The following is a 17,570-nucleotide window of genomic DNA, read 5'->3' as shown; positions in this document are numbered from 1 at the left end:
AGAGCGGCTGTCGGCGGCGGTTGAATCCTGACCCGGTGTGGGCGGTCGAGTTCTGACCCACCGGGTCTGGTTGCCGGTGTTCAGTCGGTGTCGTGTGTGGCGGTGGGGACGCGTCCGAGTTGGCGTCCGCGCATGCGGTAGGAGTCGCCTTTGAGGGAGTGGACCTCGGCGTGGTGGACGAGGCGGTCGATCATGGCGGCGGCCACGGTCTCGTCGCCGAAGACCTCGCCCCAGCGTCCGAAGGGTTTGTTGCTCGTGACGATCACACTCGCTCTCTCGTATCGGTTCGAGACCAGTTGGAAGAACAGGTTCGCGGCCTCGGATTCGAAGGGGATGTAGCCGACCTCGTCGACGACGATCAGCGGATAGCGGGACAGTTTGGTGAGCTCGGCCTGGAGGTGTCCGGCGTGGTGGGCGGCGGCCAGGCGGTCGACCCATTCGGCGGCGGTGGCGAACGCGACCCGGTGGCCGGCCTGGCAGGCGCGGACCGCGAGTCCGATCGCCAGGTGTGTCTTCCCGGTCCCCGGCGGTCCGAGGAAAACGGCGTTCTCCTTGCCGGTGATGAAGTCCAACGTGCCCAGATGGGCGAGTTGTTGGCGCGTTATGCCGCGCAGATGGGTGATGTCGAGTTCCTCGATGGTCTTGATCGCGGGGAAGCGTGCGGTGCGGATGCGGGCCTCGCCGCCGTGGGACTCGCGGGCGGAGACCTCCCGCTGGAGGCAGGCGACGAGGAACTCGGTGTGTGTCCAGGTCTCCTTCAGGGCTCGTTCGGCCAGGCGTTCGGCGGCGTCCAGCAGGGCCGGGGCTTTCATCGCCCGGGCCAGGAAGGACAGGTCGGCGGCGGTCTGACGGCCGGTGCGGGGCCCCGCCGGGGCGGTGGTCTTGGTGGTGGCGGGCATCAGGAGACCTCCGGATCATCGGCCTGGCCGCCGCCCTCGATGAGGGTGAACATGCGGTCGTAGGAGTCGAGTTGGCGTTGTTCGACCTCGACGAGATCGCTTGCGGTGGCGGCGCCTGGCCGGCGGGCGGCCTGGGCCTGGGAGGCTTGGTGGTGGCGGTAGTCGCCGCGCAGAACGGCGGCGGCGCGGGCATGGACCGGGTCGGTGATGGTCTGCTGCTTGGCCCAGCAGCGTGGATGGCGGGCGACTTCCGCCCCGCCGGGTGTGAGGGTCACGATGACTTCGTCGGTGTCGGTGCGGACCTGGACTTTCTTGCCGATGGCCAGGGGGTGCACGGAGTAGTCGCAGGTGTCGACGCGGATGTAGTGGTCGCGGCCGATGCGGGTGGCGAAGCGCCACCAGCGCGGCGGGTCGACGGGCGGCAGGGCGAGCATCTGGGCCCGGTCGGCTTCCCACCGGTCGATGGGGCGGGCTCCGAGGGTGCGGTGCTGGCGTCGGTTGGCGATGGCCAGCCAGGTGGTCAGCTGGGTGTTGAAGTCGTCGGGGCCGGTGAAGGTGCGGCCGGGCAGGAAGCTGGTCTCCAGGTAGCCGTTGGCCCTCTCCACCAGCCCTTTCGCTTCTGGGTCGCGGGGTCGGCAGAGGTGGATCCGGGTGGCGAGCAGGCCCGCGAACGCGGCGAAGTCGCCGGTCACCTTGCCGCGGCCGATGCCGGCCTCGTTGTCCCAGACCAGCATCCGTGGGACCGCGTTCCAGCCGGTCAGAAGCTTCCAGTGGCCGTCGATCAGGTCGCCGGTGGTGCGGGTGGGCAGCATCCGCGCCGTGATGATCCGTGAGTAGCCGGACACCATCACGAGCACCGGCGGGTGGCCGGACTGGCCGTAGCCGAGCGGTATGTCGACGGGTGGGAACCACAGGTCGCACTGGGCCAGCTCGCCGGGCTGATAGGTGGTGCGTGAGACCGGATCGACGGGCAGATAGGCGGGCCGCAGCTCTCGTACGCGTTCTTTGAGGACGGTCATGCCACGGTCCCAGCCGATCCGTTCGGCGATCACGGTCGCCGGCATCGTCGGGGCCTGCTTCAGCAGTTCCCGGATCTGCGGCTCGACCGCGTCGACCGCCGAGCCCTTGGCCGGCCGGGAGTAGACCGGCGGCCGGTTCGTGGCCAGGGCCCGCTTCACGGTGTTCTTCGAGATGCCCAGCTGCCGGGCGATCGCCCGGATCGGCATCTGCTCGGCCCGGTGCAGCCTGCGGATCTCTGCCCAGTCCTCCACGGAAATCACCCTCTTCTCCTGACCTTCGATCAAGATCAGGTTGGTCAGAAGACCACGAAGTGGGTCAGTTTTGATCCGCCGTCAGAGGGTCACGATTCACCCGTCGCCGACAGCGGCTTCTGAGGAGTCGTCTTCATCCTGCCGGCGGTGTTCAACACCGCTGCGGCGATCCATGAACTCCTCGGCTGACTCCCTACCGACGTTCTTCAACACGCCGGGCCGCAGCTGCACCACAAGCGCACCAGATCGAGCGGGGAACAGCGGGGAACCACGGTGAAAGCAGCCGGGCCAGACGAGGTCGCATCCCACCCGTTCGCCCAGGTCAGCCCCTGCTCCGGCCCCAAATGACCGCAGCTTCCCAAGCTGATGTCACCGTTCGGCCTGCCGCTTCGTCCGGGCTGCGGCGCTGGGGCGCCGGTCCCGGCCGAGCGGCAGGCGAGCCTGACGGCCCGGTACGCCGGGAAGCAAGGAGCCCCGTACGACAGCGCGGGGGACGGTGTCGTACGGGGCCCAGGCCAGCGGATCGGGGGAGCAGTCTCGGACCGCGACCCGCTGGCGTCTGAGGAGCGGTTCAAGCCGCCGGCGTTTCCCGCCGCGTGGTCGAGGGCGTTTCAGCCGCTGTGCCGTGCAGTTCGGCTTCCAGTCCTGCTGTGATCAAGTTCGCCAGTAGCTCGGCTGCTTCAGGGCGAACGGTCCCGAGCTGTACCAGCCCGCCGCCGAAGACGTTCACGTCGGCCAGCAGACCGGGGAAGTCGGTGTCCAAGCCCAGCAGGACAAGTTGGTCGGCTAGCGTGCCGGCGCTTCGTCGTGCGCGGTTCCAGCCTCGGACGTACGGCACGCCGGGTACCAGGTCTTCCGCTCGCTTGGCCACCACTCCTCGCCGGTCGGTCATGGCGTCAGGTCCTTCCCTTGTGTTCCTCGACGGTGGTCGGTGCGTGGTTGGCGTCGTCATGGTCCGCGCCGAATCCGTTTGCCAGGGCCAGGCGCAGGAGTTCGGCGAGGCGCTCGGCCGTGTCCGGGGTCACCCGGCCCAGCTCGACGAGGCCGTGTCCGAAGGCGTTCAAGTCCGCGCGCAGGTACGGGAAATCCTTCTCCAGGCCCGCGTGGACGAGAGCATCCCGCAATGCCGTTGTCGCGTTTCGGGCCGCGTACCATCCTGCGCTTTCGAGAGGCGACCACGCGGCAGCGTCGCGCCCGTCCGTCGGCTCATCCGGCATCGCTGGTCGGCTCCTCGGGGAGCGCGGCGACCGCCGAGTACGGGGTCGGGTACTGCTCGTCGAAGCGATCCATCCTTGCCAGGAGTTCCGCGGAGGCGACCAACGCCGTCGCCAGAGCGACCGGACGCAGCGGATTGGCCTCCGGCCGGCGCGTCGGTGCGCGGAGCCACTGATAGCGGTCCTCGGAGAGGGGGATGGGGCCTGGAACGACGACGGCAGAGCCTTGACTCAAGTACCGGAACGTTGGTGGAGACGAAGTCTCGCGTCCGAGGTAGTAGGTGAAGGTCTCGCAGCTTTCCGAGCCGAGGAAGAAACCGACTCGCTGCGCCTTGCGGTCCATGACCGCGGGCCCGAACAGCATCCCGTTGCGCTGAAGACGGTCGAACATCTCCATCCCGAGGCGCTGGTCAACGCTCAGTACGTCGAAGAAGCGGCCGGTCGGCAACAGGCAGGGCATCCGTGGGTCATCCGCCCACACCTGTCTGCACTCCACCGGGTTGTCCGCCGCCGCAGTCAGCCATTCCATGCCTCGCCTGGTCATCCTCTGCACGTCGTCCCACCCTCGGTCAGACTTCGATGCGGCCCGATGCCGCCGTAAGTCCAGACTCACGGTCCGATGCCTGGTCAGGGCAGATGACGGGGGGTGACGGGGGCTGACACGTACACGCACGGCACGTCATCCCCTGTCACCCGTGCCACGCGGATGATCTCCGGTTACTGACTGCAAGAAGCAATGACCAGCGCGTAGATTCGTTCACGCAAGCCCAGTTGTCGAACCGGCGCATGCAGAAGGATGAAGGGGCACGTCTCCATGAAGCCGACGAGTGTCCGCTTACGTGAGGCCCGCATGGGTCGGGGCTGGAGTCAGCCCCGACTGGTCAGGGAGTTACGGCAGGCCGCCGCCCAGCGTGGTCACCAACTCCCCGCGGACGCCAGCGTGAAGCGCCGCATCGCCAGTTGGGAGAACGGCCACAGCACTCCGGACGAGTTCTACGGGCCGCTCCTGTGCGCCGCGTTCGACACCAGTTCGGCAGAACTGGGGCTGAGCCATGGGGAGTCGGGTGACGCGGCCGTTCTCGACGCCGCCTATCCCGCCAGCCCGGACGACGCCATTCGGACGGTGGGGCAGTTGTGGCGTGCGGATCTGAATCAGTACGACCCGTTGCTCACGGCGGAGCCGTCCGAGCCCGCGTGGAACGAGGCGTCCCTACGGTGGTTGGTCGCGCCCGAGCCGGCCATCCCCCGTCCGCGTGCCGACGGCGTACGAGTCGGTCTCGGCGACGTGACCGCCATCAAGACCACGGCGGACATGTTCGCCCAGCTTGACGACCAGTTCGGCGGAGACCACGCACGGCACGCGGTCATCCAGTACCTCAGCAACGACGTCTTTCCGCTGCTACGCGGCCGGTACTCCGACCAGGTGGGCCGTGCCCTCTATTCCACCGTCGCCGAGGCGACTCTCCTCGCCGGCTGGATGTCCTACGACTCGTGTCATCACGGTCTGGCCCAGCGGTATTTCCTTCAGGCTCTTCGGTTGGCTCAGGATGCCAATGACCGTCGACTGGCCGGGAGCATCCTGTCCGCCATGAGCCATCAGGCGACGTTCCTCGGTCGCTACACGCAGGCCGCCACGCTCGCTCGCGCCGCTCTCATGGGCATTTCGCCCGTGGCCACACCTACCTTGCGCGCCCAGTTCCACGCCATGGAAGCCCGCGCCCTCGCGCGAACCGGTGATGTCAGCGCGTGCGAGGCCGCGTTGAGCGCGGCGACGAACGCCTTGGAGAGCCGGAACAGCCATGACGAGCCCGAGTGGATCAGCTACTTCGACGAGGCCGAGCTCGCCGCCGAAGCGGCGCACTGCTTCCGTGACGTGAACAGTGCTCGCAGGGCTGTGGCCCACGCCGAGAACGCCATGAGCGGCAGCCACGTGCGGAGTGATTTCTTCGCGACCATGGTTCTGGCGGACGCCCACCTACGGGCCGGGGAGACCGAGGAGGCGTGTCGCGTCGCGCTCGATGCGCTGGACCTCGGCGAGCAGCTCAAGTCCGCCCGGTGCGTCAGCTATCTGGCCGAGTTCCGGCAGAACCTCGCGGCCACTGGTGAGAACGCTGTCTCGCGGAGCTTCACGGAGCAGGTTCAGGAACACAGGTTGTGGGTCGCCTCGGAGACGCAGCCCGGTATCTGAGTGCACCTCAGAAAGGACCCCAGGCATCTCGCCCCTCGCCGGTTCTCAGCGACCGCAGGCGTCGTGCGAATTCTGCAGCGGAACGCTCGCTGGCGCCGACCTGGTGGCCGAGCCAGGCAACCATCATCAGTTCGCGGAGATCCGCCAGGGTCTCGTAGCCGGGCCAGTTCATCAGGTCGAAGCCGTAACGGTGGACGAACTCCGCGTACTCCGTCTTCGTGTGCCAGCCGTACCGGTCGTAGAACATCGCGGTCTGGATCAGGTCCCACTCGCGCGGGGCCAGGGCAAAGCCGTCGAGGTCGATGAGCACCGCGTGCCCATCCCGGTGACGGAGCACGTTGCCTATGCTCGCGTCCCCGTGGATCATCCCGAAGGGGAGTACGAAGTCCAGCCGGTCGTAGTCCTTGTGGAGGTTCGCGGTCCGCTCCTCCAGGAACGTCCGGTCGTCCTCCGGTACGCCGTTCATCTGCCTCAGGGACGCCGACAGCTTCGCGAACGGATCGAAGTACGGGAGTCTCAGAGACTCGGGCTCCTCAAGCCAGTGAAGCCGGCGGAGCAGATCGGCCAGCTCGCCCACCGTGGCGTACTCCTCCTGCTCCTGCACGCTCTCCCAGAAGGTCACGACCCTGCCGCCGACCACCAGCGGTTGGGAGACGCCCGCCGGCACTCGGGTAGCCGGAAGCTCCTCCTCCTCCAGCCACCTCGCGACCTTTACCGCCCGCTCCATCTCCTCCCGGACATCGAGGTCACGGGCAACACGGACGATGATCGGCGACGTCGATAATCTGTACACGGCGTTGGAGCCGAGCCGCAGCAACTCGGCGCCGTCCGGGACCAGTTGGGCCGTCGCGCACGCCTCGCGCAGGACAGACCCGAGGCTTTCCGCCGTGAACTCCGTACCGCCGTCCTTGCGCCCGCCGCTGCCCGAGATCATGCCTTCGACCATACGGCGCCACCCAGCGCCCCGACAGGTCACCCACGTAATAGGGGCGTAATGACCTTGCTCGGCAGGCCCCGGCCCGGCCACTCCCCCGCAGGTGAGGCCCCCAAGACACTCACGCCCTCACCTGGCCTCCGGAGCCGTGTGCGCAGGTTCGAATCCTGCCGGGGGCACCTTGAACGAGGTGCCTAAAGACCCCGCCATCAGTGCTCTCGCTGAGGACGGGGTCTTCGCGTATGTGTGGGTGGATGCCGCCGAGAGCAGTCATCGCGTGGTGAATGTCGGTCTCGCCACCCCGGAGCCTTTCGAGAACACCAGGTCTCTCGCTCCGCGGTGACGGGCGTGCCGCCCGGTCGGGTCCCGCCGTGACACTCTCGTGGGGTCCCGGCGCTCCTCGTCGTGACGTTCGTCCTCCGGATCGCCGGACAAGGACCCGCCTTCCCCTCCCCGCGCACCGGTCGTAGCAATAGAAGTAGTGAGAGCAGGAGCTCTGTGCCGGGTTGCCGAGCTCCCGTGGCGTGCCGCGAAAACTGGGGTGCGCGCGGACCTGGTGATGCCTATCGTGCCGTCCATGCACGCGATGCCGGCCTGGCGGCCACTTGCGCTGGACGATGCTCCGGCCCTGGCCCAGTTGTTCGCCGCGGTGGAGGCCGCCGACGGCACCGACGAGCACTACGATGCGGAAGACCTTGCCGAGGAACTGGGCGATCCACACCTGGAGTTGACCCGTGACTCGGTGGGGCTGTGGTCCGGTGGCGAGCTGATCGGCTACGCCAGGGCGACGGGGCTGCCCGACGCGACCGATCTGCACCTGGTGTATGTCGAGGGAGCGGTGCGGCCCGACGCGCGCGGCCGGGGTATGGGCACCGCACTGGTGGACTGGCTGGTGACCAGGGCGGCTCAGCAGCATCGCGAGCGGTTTCCGGACCTGCCGGGCGAGGCGCACATCCAGCTCCACGCGCCGAACACCGCCAAACGCGACCTCTATCAGCAAGCCGGGTTCGAGGCGCGGCGTTGGTACTTCGACATGCGTCGGCCGCTGAACGGCGACCCGATCCCGGTGACAAGCCCGGCGGGTGGGCTGCGCGTGGTGCCCTTCACCGAGGCGTACGACGACGCGACCCGGTTGGCGCACAACGAAGCGTTCCTCGACCACTGGGGACACATACCGGCCACCCCGGACCGGTGGCGTCACCAGAGCACCGGTGCCAGGTCGTTCCGGCCTGATGTGTCGTTCCTCGCGCTGGACGGGGACGAGGTGGCCGGCTACCTCATCGGTCACGAATACGACGCCGAGACCGCCATGACCGGCATCCGCGAATGCTGGATCGACAGGATCGGCACGCGGCCGGCCTGGCGTGGCACCGGCGTGGCCACCGCGCTGCTCACCACCTGCCTGCGGGTAGGTCAGGAGCAGGGCTACGGCAGAGCCGGCCTGAATGTGGACAGCGCCAACGCCACCGGTGCCCTGGGCCTGTACGAGCGGTGCGGCTTCGGCACCCGGCACACCTGGATCGGGTACGTACGGCCGCTGTAGCGGTAAGGGCATTCGGCGGCCGCGAGTCGCCGAGATGGTGGCGTGATCGGGCCGTGCCGGCCTCCCGGGCCGTCCCCGGCCCATCTCCCGTCTCCCGTCTCCGTCTCCCGTCTGCCGTCTCCCGGACCGCCTCGCCGCGACAGGCGCGGTCAGCCCGTTGCGGCAATGATCGGACGACGAGGCAAAAGCGTCGGAGCGAGGGCGTGGAGGCACGGTCGTGAGCACGGATGGAGAGTGGGACGCGCCGGACCAGAGGGAAGGGCACGGTGGCCGTGGGGCCGAGGCGCTGCGGTGTCTGGTCACGGGAGCGTCCGGTTACATCGGTGGACGCCTGGTGCCGGAGCTGCTGGAGGCGGGGCATCGGGTGCGGTGTCTGGCCCGTTCGCCGGACAAGCTCCGTGACCATCCCTGGGCGGGCGATGTCGAGACGGTTCGCGGGGACGTCACGGACCCCGAGTCCGTTGGCGGCGCCATGCGCGGCATCGACGTCGCTTACTACCTGGTGCACGCCCTCGGTTCCGGCTCCGGGTTCGAGGACACCGACCGCCGGGCCGCGCGCGTCTTCGCCGAGCAGGCGGAGGCGGCGGGCGTGCGGCGGATCGTCTATCTCGGCGGACTCACCCCTCGGGGTGTGGCCGAGGAGTCGCTGTCGCCGCATCTGCGGTCGCGGGCCGAGGTGGGGCGGATCTTTCTCGGCGCGCCCGTACCCGCCACCGTGCTGCGGGCGGCGGTCGTCATCGGCTCGGGGTCGGCCTCCTTCGAGATGCTGCGGTACCTCACCGAGCGGCTGCCGGTGATGGTCACCCCGAGTTGGGTGCACACCCGCACCCAGCCCATCGGGGTGCGCGATGTGCTGCGTTACCTCGTCGGCTCGGCCGCCATGCCGGACGACGTCGACCGGGCGTTCGACATCGGCGGGCCGGACGTCCTTACCTACCGGGAGATGATGTGCCGTTACGCCGTCGTCGCGGGACTACGGAGACGGATCATCGTGCCGGTTCCGGTTCTGACCCCGAGGCTGTCCAGCCACTGGGTCGGTCTCGTGACGCCCGTGCCCGCCTCCCTGGCCCGGCCGCTCACGGAGTCGCTGCGCCACGAGGTCGTCTGCCGCGAGCACGACATCGCCCGGTACGTTCCCGACCTGCCGGGTCGGCCGCTGCCCTTCGACGAGGCGCTGGCCCTGGCACTGCGGAGGGTGCGGGAGGCGCAGGTCGCCACCCGCTGGTCGTCCGCCGCTCCGCCGGGGGCGCCCAGCGACCCCCTGCCCACCGACCCGGACTGGGCGGGCGGCAGCCTCTACCAGGACGAGCGGCGTCTGTCGGTCGACGTGTCCCGACAGGACCTGTGGAAGGTGATCGAGGGCATCGGGGGTGACAACGGCTGGTACTCCTTCCCGCTGGCCTGGGCGGTCCGGGGCTGGTTGGACAGGTTCGTCGGGGGTGTCGGTCTGCGCCGCGGGCGACGCGACGCCGAGCGTCTGCGGGTCGGGGACTCGCTGGACTTCTGGCGGGTCGAGGAGATCGAGCCCGGACGGCTGCTGCGGTTGCGGGCCGAGATGCGGCTGCCCGGCCTCGCCTGGCTGGAGATGTACGTGGAGACGGAGGGGACCGAGGGGACCGAGGGCGAGGGCCTCACCCGTTACCGTCAGCGTGCCCTGTTCCATCCGCGTGGTCTGCTGGGCCACGTCTACTGGTGGTCCGTCTCCCCCTTCCACGCGGTCGTCTTCGGCGGCATGGCCCGCAACATCACCAAGGCCGCCGCGAAGGACGGCGGCGGGCGCGGGACCGAGTCATTCGCCGATCGCGTCCGACCCGCTCCCCTGCGGTTCCTCAGGTCGGCATCCCGCGCTCGGCGAGGCCGCTCTCGTAGGCGATGATGACCAACTGGGCGCGATCACGGGCCTGCACCTTGGCGAGGAGGCTGCTCACGTGGGTCTTCACGGTCGGCAGACTGATCACCAACTGCCGGGAGATCTCGGCGTTCGACAGTCCGTTCGCGATCAGCACGAGCACCTCCTGTTCCCTCTTGGTGAGCCCGACGAGCCGCGGGGCCTCCCGAGCCGTCTCGTCGCTGCGGGAGAAGTTCGCGATGAGACGGCGGGTGACCGTGGGCGCCAGTACGCCCTCGCCGGTGGCGATGACGCGGATGCCGGCGACCAGGTCGGCCGGTGAGACGTCCTTCAGCATGAATCCGCTCGCGCCCGCCTGCAGGGCCGGGTACACGTACTCGTCCATGTCGAACATCGTCAGGGCCAGTACCCGTACACCGGCCATCGTCTCGTCCGAGCAGATCTCCCGGGTGGCCGCGATGCCGTCCATGACAGGCATGCGCAGGTCCATCAGGACGACGTCCGGTTTGAGTTCCCGGGCGAGTTCCACCGCCCTGGCGCCGTCTCCCGCCTCGCCGATCGTCTTCATTCCGGGGGTGGAATCGATGAGCAGACGGAAGCTCCCGCGCAACAGCGCCTGATCGTCCGCGATCAGCACCCGGACCGCCTCAGCCATTCCGTGTTCCTCGCACGCCGTTCCTCGCACACCGCTCGTAGCGCACTGCTCGTCGCAAGCCCTCGTCGGGCCGGTCGGGCTTCGTGATTCCTACCGTCCCCCGGTCTCAACCATTTGTCCCAACTGTTTGTCTCAACTACTTTGCCCTTGTCGGGTGTTGAACACCAACTCGCCCGTCCCCGCGTCCCCGACCGCGACGGTGGTGCCGTACGGCTCCGCGAGCCGGGCGAAGTCGTCGAGGATGCCCTTGGCTGCGGTCGGGCCCGCCATCCGCGGGCGGCCCCGGCGGTGGACCGGCTCGCCGAAGCCCAGGTCGATCGGATGGAGGCGGACGTCGACGAGCGTGCCGTCGTCGAACGTGAGCAACGGTACGAGCGACTCCCAGTACTGGCGGTGCGGGGCGAAGAACCGACGGCCGTGGGCGCTGAGTTCGGCGAAGTACCGGCCTGGTGTGCGCTGTTCGCCCGCGCCGACCTTCGTGTAGTCCTCGGCGGACACCCGGTCGGCGAGTTCGATCTGGCTGACGATGTTCCCCAGGCTGTAGAAGATCGGTTTCTGCCGGTGGAGCTCCATGCCGCGGAGCAGGTGCGGGCCGTGTCCGACCACTATGTCGGCGCCTTCGTCGATCACACGGTGGGCGAACTCGCGAAGGAACTCGCCGGGTGTCTCGGGGGTCGGGCCGGGCTCGTGGGAGTGCACGCTGACCATGACGAGGTCCGCGCGGCGCCGGGCCTCGACCACCCAACGGCAGATCTCGTCGAGGTCTCTCGGGTCGCACGTGGTGGTGAACCCCGGGGTGTCCGCGGCCTGGAAGCGGGTGCCGAACAGGGTGAGCCGGTCCGGCGAGGGCATCGCGGGATCGAACCCGAGGAGTGTGCGCGCCTCGGCCCGGCGGGCCCGTAACCCGGTCTCTCCGTCGATCTCCCGGAGCACGTCCAGCTGAGCGGGCGTCACCCGCAGCGTCGCGCTGTGTCTCAGCGGGTTCAGCCCGGGCCGGCCCGGCAGGTCGGGTGACGGGGCCGCCGCCTCGTGCCCGGGCAGGAACGTCGAGCTGCACGAGATCAGGGCCAGGCTGCCGCCGGGCCGGTCGACGTAGACCGGTCGGCGTGCGGCGGTGAGGTCGGCGCCGATCCCGGCGAAGGGGATCCGCTTCGTGTCCAGCAGGTCCACGGTGTCGAGCACGCCGCCCACGCCCAGGTCCAGCGCGTGGTTGTTCGCGCAGCCGACCATCGTGAAGCCCATCCCGGCGATCTCGTCGATCACTCCGGGGTCCGCGATCAGACAGCCGCCGCTCGCCGCGTTGTGCACCGGGTGTCCCCGTCCGCCCGCGGGGACGACCTCCAGGTTGGTGAAGGCGAAGTCCGCCGTGCGCAGCACCTCGCGGAGTTCCTCGGCGCCGGGCTCGGACGTGATCAGCGCTCCTCTGGTCGCCATGCAGTCACCGGAGAGCGCCACCGTCAGCCGTGTCATCCCCGGGCCTCCCCCACCGCGCGGGTGAGTGCGTCCGCCGCGTCCGGTCCGGTGACCTCGACGCGGTCGCCGTTCACCATGACGGTCGGTGTCAGCGCGACCTTGCGGGAGGCGGCGACGTCGGAGACGTATGTCACCCATGGGGTGTACGTGGCGTCCCGGACGCAGTTCGCGAAGGTGTCACCGGTGATTCCCGCCTCCCGGCCCGCGGCGATCAGCTGGGCCTCGCTGAGCCCCGGCCCTCCCTCCGGGGGCTGCTCGTCGAACAGCACCGCGGAGTACTGCTCGAACCGGCCCCGGTCCGCCGCGCAGGCCGCCGCGGACGCCGCGCGGGTCGAGTAGCCCTCGGGGCTGCTGCGGCTGTCGAGGAAGGTGACCGGGTGGTAGACGACGCTGACGTCCCCGTCCGCCTTCAGGGTCTCCAGTTCGGCGGCCAGTGCCTTCTCCGTGTTGCGGCACTCGGGGCAGAGGTAGTCGAGGTAGAGGTCGATCCGTATCCCACCCGTCGAGGCGACCAGCCCCGCCCTGTCGTCGGCCGCCCGGGCGGGGACACGGTCCGGTGCCCGGCCGGGCTCGGTGTTGCCCGCCCGGACGAGGCCGGCACCGACCAGCGCGGCGGCGGCCACGACGACCACGGCCACGAGCGACACCAGCAGGGTGCGCCGCCTCCGGTGCCGCCTGCGCACCATCTCCCGCACCATGACGTCGGTCGACTCCATGCCTGTCACTCCTTCACGTCCAGGACCCAGCGGTCCAGCGCGTACCGGGTTCGCGGATTGCGGACCAGGAGGACGGCCGCACCGAGAAAGACCAGGTCGCGCGCGATGTCGATGGCATAGCCGCGCTCGGCCCCGCTCGTCAGGGCGCCTCCGCTGCTGAAGCAGCCGCAGTCGATGGACAGTCCCCTCGCCCACACCGAGGTAATGGCGGCGATGTACACGGCCATCAGCACCGCCGTGGCGACGGCCACCGCCCTGGTGGCCAGACCCACGACCAGCAGCAGTGCGAGCGCCAGCTCGACGAACGGCAGGACACCGCCGACGAGTTGGGCGGAGTCGTCGGGCACGATCCGGTAGAGGGCGACCGTACGGCCGGCCTCCGTGAGGTCCTGGACCTTCACCAGGCCCGCGTAGCCCAGGACCGCCGCCAGCAGGAGCCGTGCGGCCGTGCTCATCCTGCCCCTGGTGATCCCGTTCACGGCGTACGGGAGAACCGGTAGGTGGCCAGTCCGAGCGCGACGGCGGTGATGGCGGCCAGCAGCCCCAGTTCCGCGAGGACGGGCGGGTTCCAGCCCCCGAGCAGCAGTCGGGTCTGTTCCGAGGTCAGGATGTCGGGGCCCGGCAGGGTCCTGCGGACCGCGTCGACGCCGTACGTGAGCGGATTCAGTTTGACGACGGCGTCGAGCCAGCCCGGCAGCCCGTTCGGCGGGAACATCGCGCCGGAGAAGAACATCAGCGGCATCATGCTGAGGTTCACCACGATCTGGAAGGTGTCGACCTGCTTGATCGTGACCGCGGCGAGCAGCCCGAACGCCGTGAACATCAGCGCGACGAGCAGCATTTCGAGCAGGACGAGCAGGAGCATCGGGGTGTACCGGATGCTCGCGATGCCTCCGACCGACAGGACCATCAGTCCGTATATCCCGCCCGTGGTGGCCCCGCCGAGCGCGAGGCCGAGCACAATGCTGGACCTCGGGAACGGCGAGACCAGCATCTGGCGGAGCACGCCGAGCCTGCGGTCCCAGACGAGGGAGATGCCGACCGCTATCGCCGGGGCCTGTACGGACATGACCAGCACGCCGGGGAACAAGTAGGCCCGGTAGTCGTTCAGTTGGGCCTTGCCGAGGGTGGAGGAAGCCGCGTCGAGACCGGTGCCCAGGACGACGAGGAACAGCAGTGGCGTCACCAGCCCCATGGCGAGGCGCACCGGGTTGTGCCGCAGTCGTGTCATCTCCCGCCGCCAGAGCAGCGCGTACGGCCTCAAGGCGTTTCCCGGCCGGTCGGCGGGCGGCCGGCCGGCCGTGGCCGTCTTGTCGCCGGGTACCGCCGGCGCGGTGTCGATCCGGCTCATCGCCGTCCCTCCCCGAGGTTGCTGAGTGTCCGCGCGCTCGTCCCGCTCTCCCTGATGGCGGATCCGGTGTGGTGCAGGAAGACGTCGTCGAGCGTGGGCGAGGTGACGGTCACCGAGCGCACGGCCAGGCCCAGTTCGGTGCAGAGCCGCGGCACCAGGGTGGCGCCGTTCGACACCCGCAGCCGTAGTCCCTCGGGGGCGAGTTCCGCTGTCAGACCGAAGCGGTCGGACAGGGCGTCCGCGGCGCTCGGGTCGTCCTCCGTGCGCAGGACGACGAGGTCGGCTCCGATGACGGACTTCAGCTCGGTGGGTGTCCCCTGAGTGATCACCTTGCCCCGGTCGATGATGGCGATCCGGTCGCAGTGCTCGGCCTCCTCCAGCTGGTGCGTGGTGAAGAAGACGGTGATCCCCTGTTCCCGCCGGAGTCTGTCCAGGTGCTCCCAGACGGCCGCCCGGGTCTGTGCGTCGAGGCCGGTGGTCGGCTCGTCGAGGAAGAGGACCCGGGGGGCGCCGAGCAGACCGCGGGCGATCTCCAGGCGGCGGCGAAGGCCGGTGGAGAACCGCTGTACGGGGATGTCGCCGCGCTCGGACAGCTCCATCATGTCGAGCATCGCGGAGATCGCGCCTCGCGCCTCACGGCGGCCGAGTCCGCACAGGTCGGCCTGGAAGCGGAGGTTCTCGGCCGCTGTGAGGTCCATGTCGAGCGTCGACTCCTGGAAGACGATGCCGATCCGGCGGCGGACCTCGGCGGGCCGGGTCGCCACGTCGTAGCCGGCCACCTCCGCCCTGCCCGCGGTGGGCCTGAGCAGCGTGGTCAGCATGCTGATCGTGGTCGTCTTGCCTGCGCCGTTCGGCCCGAGGAAGCCGAACGTCGCGCCGTCGGGCACCGTCAGGTCGAGTCCGTTGACGGCCGGCGTGGTGCCGTAGTACGCGTAGAGGCCCTCGGCCCGGATCGCCGTCATGAGCGGCTCCTCCCGTCGGGACACCGCACCGCCAGTACGGTCCGGAACACGCTCAACTCGCCCGGCTCGTCCACCGGTCGTCCGTCCACCTCGACCCAGGCATGCGCGCCGAAGGGCTGGATCCGGAACCCGGTGCACCAGTCGGCCCACCTGCCCCGGGCCCGGCACAGCAGGAGGGTGGCCACGGAGCGCTGGAGGCAGCCGAGGCCGGCGCAGCGTGTGCTGACCGAGACGACCGACCGCCTGGCCCGCGTCACCTCGCCGTACGTGGCGGGCCGGGTTCCCCGGCTGATCACGCGCAGTACCCGTTGGAGCCGGGCCGGGGGCAGCCGGACCAGCAGGCGGGCCGCGCCGGCCGCGCATCTGGGCGCGATCTGCCGGTGCAGCGGAAGTCGCGGAGCCTGCTCCGCGACAGCGGGGGTGGTCACTGCGAGACCTCCACGAGGTTGGCTGCGCTCAGCGATTCGACGAGGGCCAGCACGTCCTGTCGCGCCTGTTCCTCGCTCACCGGGGCGGCGGCGGACAGGCTCGCGGCGGTCGCGGCGGGGGTCTCCCCGTCGAGCAGTCTGCGCAGGATGGCGGAGCCGGACTGGTTCAGTTGCCAGTAGCGGCCTCGGCGCCCGTCGAGGAGTACGGCACCGGTGTCGACGGAGGTCAGGGTGACGTCGCGGGCGAGGCTCAGCTTCATCTGCGTTCTCCCGGGTCCTGGGGGCGCGGCCGACTGTGCGTCCGAAGCCAGCTCTCACACGCCACGGTGGTCTCGATCGGGTGGAGGTGATGGGCCATCGGCCCGGGATTGAGCACCGCCGACCTGAATGCCGTCGGGTCGATCAGACCGAGCCGGGCGAGCTGTGAGTCCTCACAGAGCTCCAGCAGCCGGGCCCGGTTGCGTTCGATGCCCCGGAACGCCTCGGCGCTGAACTCGCCCTTGTCGCGGCGGTCGAGGATGTCGGACGGCACGACGTCCCGTACGGCGGATGTCAGCAGCGGCTTGAACCGTCCGCCCGCCAGGCGCTGGTCGATCCCGGTGGACAGCGCAGCCTCCAGTACGCGGTCGTCGAGGAAGGGCGCGTCCCAGACGATGCCGGTGCCCGCGACGACCGTGTTGACCTGGCGGACCGTCTTCCCCTCGAAGACGATCGAGGCGAGTGCCTGGTGGCGGGCCCGGTCGGCGTCGAGCGGCCCGGGGGTCCGGGCGGCGGCCGTGGTGAACAGTTTCCGGACGGCGGCCACGGCGTCCGGTGTGGCCCAGGCGGGCATGCGGGGCGCGAACACCCAGCCGAAGTCGGGTTCGGCGAGCGGCGCGGGCGGTGTGCCGATGCGGGCGGCGACCGCGGTGAGGTTCTGCGCGAACGTCGACCGGTCGGCGAGTGCTCGCAGGGTCGCGCCCGACGACCAGCGGTTGGCCAGCCGGTAGCGGTTCACCAGTCTCAGCCCGCTGACCGGGTGGGCGCGGGCCAGGGACCAGGCGCAGGCGGGCATCCGGCCGAACAGTTCGTCGCCGCCGAAGCCGGTCAGGTGCAGGGACGAGCCCTCCGCCGTGGCCCGTTTCGCCAGATCCTCGATGTGCGCGAGCCCGGAGGCCCAGGTCGAGGGCCCTTCCGGGGCCGTATTCGTGTGGTCGGCGGTGTAACCGACGTCGAACACGTTCTCGGCGCGGTCCGCGGAGAGCATGTGGTGCCGGGCCCTCGGGAGCATCGCGGCGGCCTTGCGGGCCCAGGCGGTGTCCTCGTTGGCATGGTCCAGCGGCATGACGTGGTACGTGACCAGGTCGGCGCCGGCCCTGTCGGCGAGGAAGCACAGTGAGGTCGAGTCCAGGCCGCCGGAGAGGTCGGCGCTGATCGTTCTGCCGGGGCGCACCCTGGTGGCGATCGCCTCGGACAGCGCCGAGCGGACGGCGTCCGCGCCCTGCGCGAGCGACAGGGACGGCTCCGGCAACGTCCACCAACGTGTCTGTCGCGACCGGCCGTCGGCGTCCAGTTCGAGCCAGTGCCCGGTGGCGAGCGGGTCGATGCCCCGGCGGACGGTACGCAGGGAGAGCGGCCAGGGTGCTCCGCCGGGCGCCAGCAGCCGGGCGGCCAGCACTGTCTCGTCGAGGTCCGCGCCGGTGAGGCGCAGCAGCGGCTCCATGCCGCTCGCGGCCACCGTCACGCCGTCGTCGGTCACGGCGGTGAAGATCTGTCGTACGCCGGAGACGGAACCCTGGACCCTGGTCCCGCCGTCCATGGACACCGTCAGATGGAAGAGTCCCGGCAGCCGGGACGCGATCGCGTCCACGTCGTGGAGCGAGCGCATCCGGCCGAGCGCGGCCGTGGTGGCCGCCTCGTCCAGCCGGGTGCGGCCGAGGACCACCATGCGCCGTGGCCCCGCCTCGATCACCGTGACCTCGTCCTCGGGCCAGGTGCCCACGATCCAGGGCCGCCCGGACGCGTGGTCGATCCGCTGTGCCGCCCGCAGGTTCGCGGCCGGTCGGTCGCCGGCCGGGCAGTTGGGAAGAACTACGAATTCCATGTCG

Annotated in this window: 18 protein-coding genes and 1 tRNA gene; 4 read left to right on the top strand and 15 right to left on the bottom strand. The window is 70.0% G+C overall.

The genetic code is table 11. The features are described 5' to 3' along the window. Positions 1-80 precede the first annotated feature (80 nt). From istB to OHN74_RS30000, 5 genes are all read right to left on the bottom strand, one after another. Complete coding sequence (istB, locus tag OHN74_RS30020; protein ID WP_327695658.1) at positions 81-899, bottom strand: IS21-like element helper ATPase IstB; 819 nt, start codon at positions 897-899, stop codon at positions 81-83. Further along, a complete protein-coding gene (istA, locus tag OHN74_RS30015) occupies positions 899-2,179 on the bottom strand; it encodes an IS21 family transposase (protein ID WP_327695659.1) in 1,281 nt (426 codons plus the stop codon). The genes istB and istA overlap by 1 nt, the downstream gene beginning before the upstream one ends. Positions 2,180-2,741: 562 nt before the next feature. Further along, the gene (locus OHN74_RS30010) at positions 2,742-3,062 is read right to left on the bottom strand and encodes a hypothetical protein (RefSeq protein WP_327697700.1); all 321 of its coding nucleotides are present in this window, start codon (positions 3,060-3,062) and stop codon (positions 2,742-2,744) included. Between the two features lie 4 nt (positions 3,063-3,066). Further along, entirely contained in the window at positions 3,067-3,387 is a 321-nt protein-coding gene (locus tag OHN74_RS30005; protein ID WP_327697698.1) for a hypothetical protein, read from the bottom strand. Beyond that, the gene (locus OHN74_RS30000) at positions 3,377-3,937 is read right to left on the bottom strand and encodes a bifunctional DNA primase/polymerase (protein WP_443060471.1); all 561 of its coding nucleotides are present in this window, start codon (positions 3,935-3,937) and stop codon (positions 3,377-3,379) included. Before OHN74_RS30000 ends, OHN74_RS30005 begins: the two co-directional genes overlap by 11 nt. 387 nt (positions 3,938-4,324) lie before the next feature. On the opposite strand from OHN74_RS30000, the gene OHN74_RS29995 reads away from it, so the two are divergent. After that, positions 4,325-5,572, top strand: coding sequence for a hypothetical protein (locus tag OHN74_RS29995; RefSeq protein WP_327700330.1), 1,248 nt, complete (start codon positions 4,325-4,327; stop codon positions 5,570-5,572). Between the two features lie 7 nt (positions 5,573-5,579). On the opposite strand, the gene OHN74_RS29990 is transcribed toward OHN74_RS29995, so the two are convergent. Beyond that, entirely contained in the window at positions 5,580-6,506 is a 927-nt protein-coding gene (locus OHN74_RS29990) for a phosphotransferase family protein (protein WP_327697696.1), read from the bottom strand. A 108-nt stretch (positions 6,507-6,614) separates the two neighbouring features. On the opposite strand from OHN74_RS29990, the gene OHN74_RS29985 reads away from it, so the two are divergent. The 3 genes from OHN74_RS29985 to OHN74_RS29975 all read left to right on the top strand — a co-directional run bounded on the left by OHN74_RS29985 (position 6,615) and on the right by OHN74_RS29975 (position 9,925). Continuing rightward, positions 6,615-6,685, top strand: a tRNA-Arg gene (locus tag OHN74_RS29985). Positions 6,686-7,083: 398 nt separating this feature from the next. Next, positions 7,084-8,049, top strand: a complete 966-nt coding sequence (locus OHN74_RS29980) for a GNAT family N-acetyltransferase (RefSeq protein ID WP_327697695.1) — start codon at positions 7,084-7,086, stop codon at positions 8,047-8,049. A gap of 217 nt (positions 8,050-8,266) precedes the next feature. Beyond that, positions 8,267-9,925: an SDR family oxidoreductase gene (locus OHN74_RS29975; RefSeq protein ID WP_443060470.1), complete on the top strand. Its 1,659-nt coding sequence runs from the start codon at positions 8,267-8,269 to the stop codon at positions 9,923-9,925. Here the strand turns inward: OHN74_RS29975 and OHN74_RS29970 are convergent. The 9 genes from OHN74_RS29970 to OHN74_RS29930 form a co-directional block, all read right to left on the bottom strand. After that, the gene (locus OHN74_RS29970; protein WP_327697694.1) at positions 9,879-10,553 is read right to left on the bottom strand and encodes a response regulator transcription factor; all 675 of its coding nucleotides are present in this window, start codon (positions 10,551-10,553) and stop codon (positions 9,879-9,881) included. The genes OHN74_RS29975 and OHN74_RS29970 overlap by 47 nt on opposite strands. 132 nt (positions 10,554-10,685) lie before the next feature. Continuing rightward, positions 10,686-12,023, bottom strand: a complete 1,338-nt coding sequence (gene mslH / locus OHN74_RS29965; RefSeq protein WP_327697693.1) for a lasso peptide C-terminal Trp epimerase — start codon at positions 12,021-12,023, stop codon at positions 10,686-10,688. Next, positions 12,020-12,742: a DsbA family protein gene (locus OHN74_RS29960; protein WP_327697692.1), complete on the bottom strand. Its 723-nt coding sequence runs from the start codon at positions 12,740-12,742 to the stop codon at positions 12,020-12,022. The genes mslH and OHN74_RS29960 overlap by 4 nt, the downstream gene beginning before the upstream one ends. A 5-nt stretch (positions 12,743-12,747) precedes the next feature. Then, positions 12,748-13,197, bottom strand: coding sequence for a MauE/DoxX family redox-associated membrane protein (locus tag OHN74_RS29955; protein ID WP_327697691.1), 450 nt, complete (start codon positions 13,195-13,197; stop codon positions 12,748-12,750). Between the two features lie 20 nt (positions 13,198-13,217). Continuing rightward, positions 13,218-14,093, bottom strand: a complete 876-nt coding sequence (locus tag OHN74_RS29950; protein WP_327697690.1) for an ABC transporter permease — start codon at positions 14,091-14,093, stop codon at positions 13,218-13,220. Next, positions 14,090-15,055 (bottom strand): ATP-binding cassette domain-containing protein, encoded by a 966-nt coding sequence (locus tag OHN74_RS29945; RefSeq protein WP_327697689.1) that lies wholly within the window; start codon positions 15,053-15,055, stop codon positions 14,090-14,092. The genes OHN74_RS29950 and OHN74_RS29945 overlap by 4 nt, the downstream gene beginning before the upstream one ends. Further along, on the bottom strand, positions 15,052-15,483 hold the full coding sequence (locus tag OHN74_RS29940) for a lasso peptide biosynthesis B2 protein (RefSeq protein ID WP_327697688.1): 432 nt from the start codon (positions 15,481-15,483) through the stop codon (positions 15,052-15,054). The genes OHN74_RS29945 and OHN74_RS29940 overlap by 4 nt, the downstream gene beginning before the upstream one ends. Beyond that, positions 15,480-15,743, bottom strand: coding sequence for a lasso peptide biosynthesis PqqD family chaperone (locus OHN74_RS29935; protein WP_327697687.1), 264 nt, complete (start codon positions 15,741-15,743; stop codon positions 15,480-15,482). The genes OHN74_RS29940 and OHN74_RS29935 overlap by 4 nt, the downstream gene beginning before the upstream one ends. Beyond that, positions 15,740-17,566: a lasso peptide isopeptide bond-forming cyclase gene (locus OHN74_RS29930; RefSeq protein WP_327697686.1), complete on the bottom strand. Its 1,827-nt coding sequence runs from the start codon at positions 17,564-17,566 to the stop codon at positions 15,740-15,742. Before OHN74_RS29930 ends, OHN74_RS29935 begins: the two co-directional genes overlap by 4 nt. Between the last annotated feature and the right edge of the window lie 4 nt (positions 17,567-17,570).

The organism is Streptomyces sp. NBC_00459, from assembly GCF_036013955.1.
GTDB lineage: Bacteria > Actinomycetota > Actinomycetes > Streptomycetales > Streptomycetaceae > Streptomyces.
Note: the sequence above shows the minus strand (reverse complement) of the source record. Positions and strands in the feature narration are given on the sequence as shown.

Coding starts and splice junctions, on each gene's coding strand:
- istB (WP_327695658.1), bottom strand. CDS start 899: ATGCCCGCCACCACCAAGACCACCGCCCCGGCGGGGCCCCGCACCGGC.
- OHN74_RS30010 (WP_327697700.1), bottom strand. CDS start 3,062: ATGACCGACCGGCGAGGAGTGGTGGCCAAGCGAGCGGAAGACCTGGTA.
- OHN74_RS30005 (WP_327697698.1), bottom strand. CDS start 3,387: ATGCCGGATGAGCCGACGGACGGGCGCGACGCTGCCGCGTGGTCGCCT.
- OHN74_RS29990 (WP_327697696.1), bottom strand. CDS start 6,506: ATGATCTCGGGCAGCGGCGGGCGCAAGGACGGCGGTACGGAGTTCACG.
- OHN74_RS29980 (WP_327697695.1), top strand. CDS start 7,084: ATGCACGCGATGCCGGCCTGGCGGCCACTTGCGCTGGACGATGCTCCG.
- OHN74_RS29970 (WP_327697694.1), bottom strand. CDS start 10,553: ATGGCTGAGGCGGTCCGGGTGCTGATCGCGGACGATCAGGCGCTGTTG.
- mslH (WP_327697693.1), bottom strand. CDS start 12,023: ATGACACGGCTGACGGTGGCGCTCTCCGGTGACTGCATGGCGACCAGA.
- OHN74_RS29960 (WP_327697692.1), bottom strand. CDS start 12,742: ATGGAGTCGACCGACGTCATGGTGCGGGAGATGGTGCGCAGGCGGCAC.
- OHN74_RS29955 (WP_327697691.1), bottom strand. CDS start 13,197: ATGAGCACGGCCGCACGGCTCCTGCTGGCGGCGGTCCTGGGCTACGCG.
- OHN74_RS29950 (WP_327697690.1), bottom strand. CDS start 14,093: ATGAGCCGGATCGACACCGCGCCGGCGGTACCCGGCGACAAGACGGCC.
- OHN74_RS29945 (WP_327697689.1), bottom strand. CDS start 15,055: ATGACGGCGATCCGGGCCGAGGGCCTCTACGCGTACTACGGCACCACG.
- OHN74_RS29935 (WP_327697687.1), bottom strand. CDS start 15,743: ATGAAGCTGAGCCTCGCCCGCGACGTCACCCTGACCTCCGTCGACACC.
- OHN74_RS29930 (WP_327697686.1), bottom strand. CDS start 17,566: ATGGAATTCGTAGTTCTTCCCAACTGCCCGGCCGGCGACCGACCGGCC.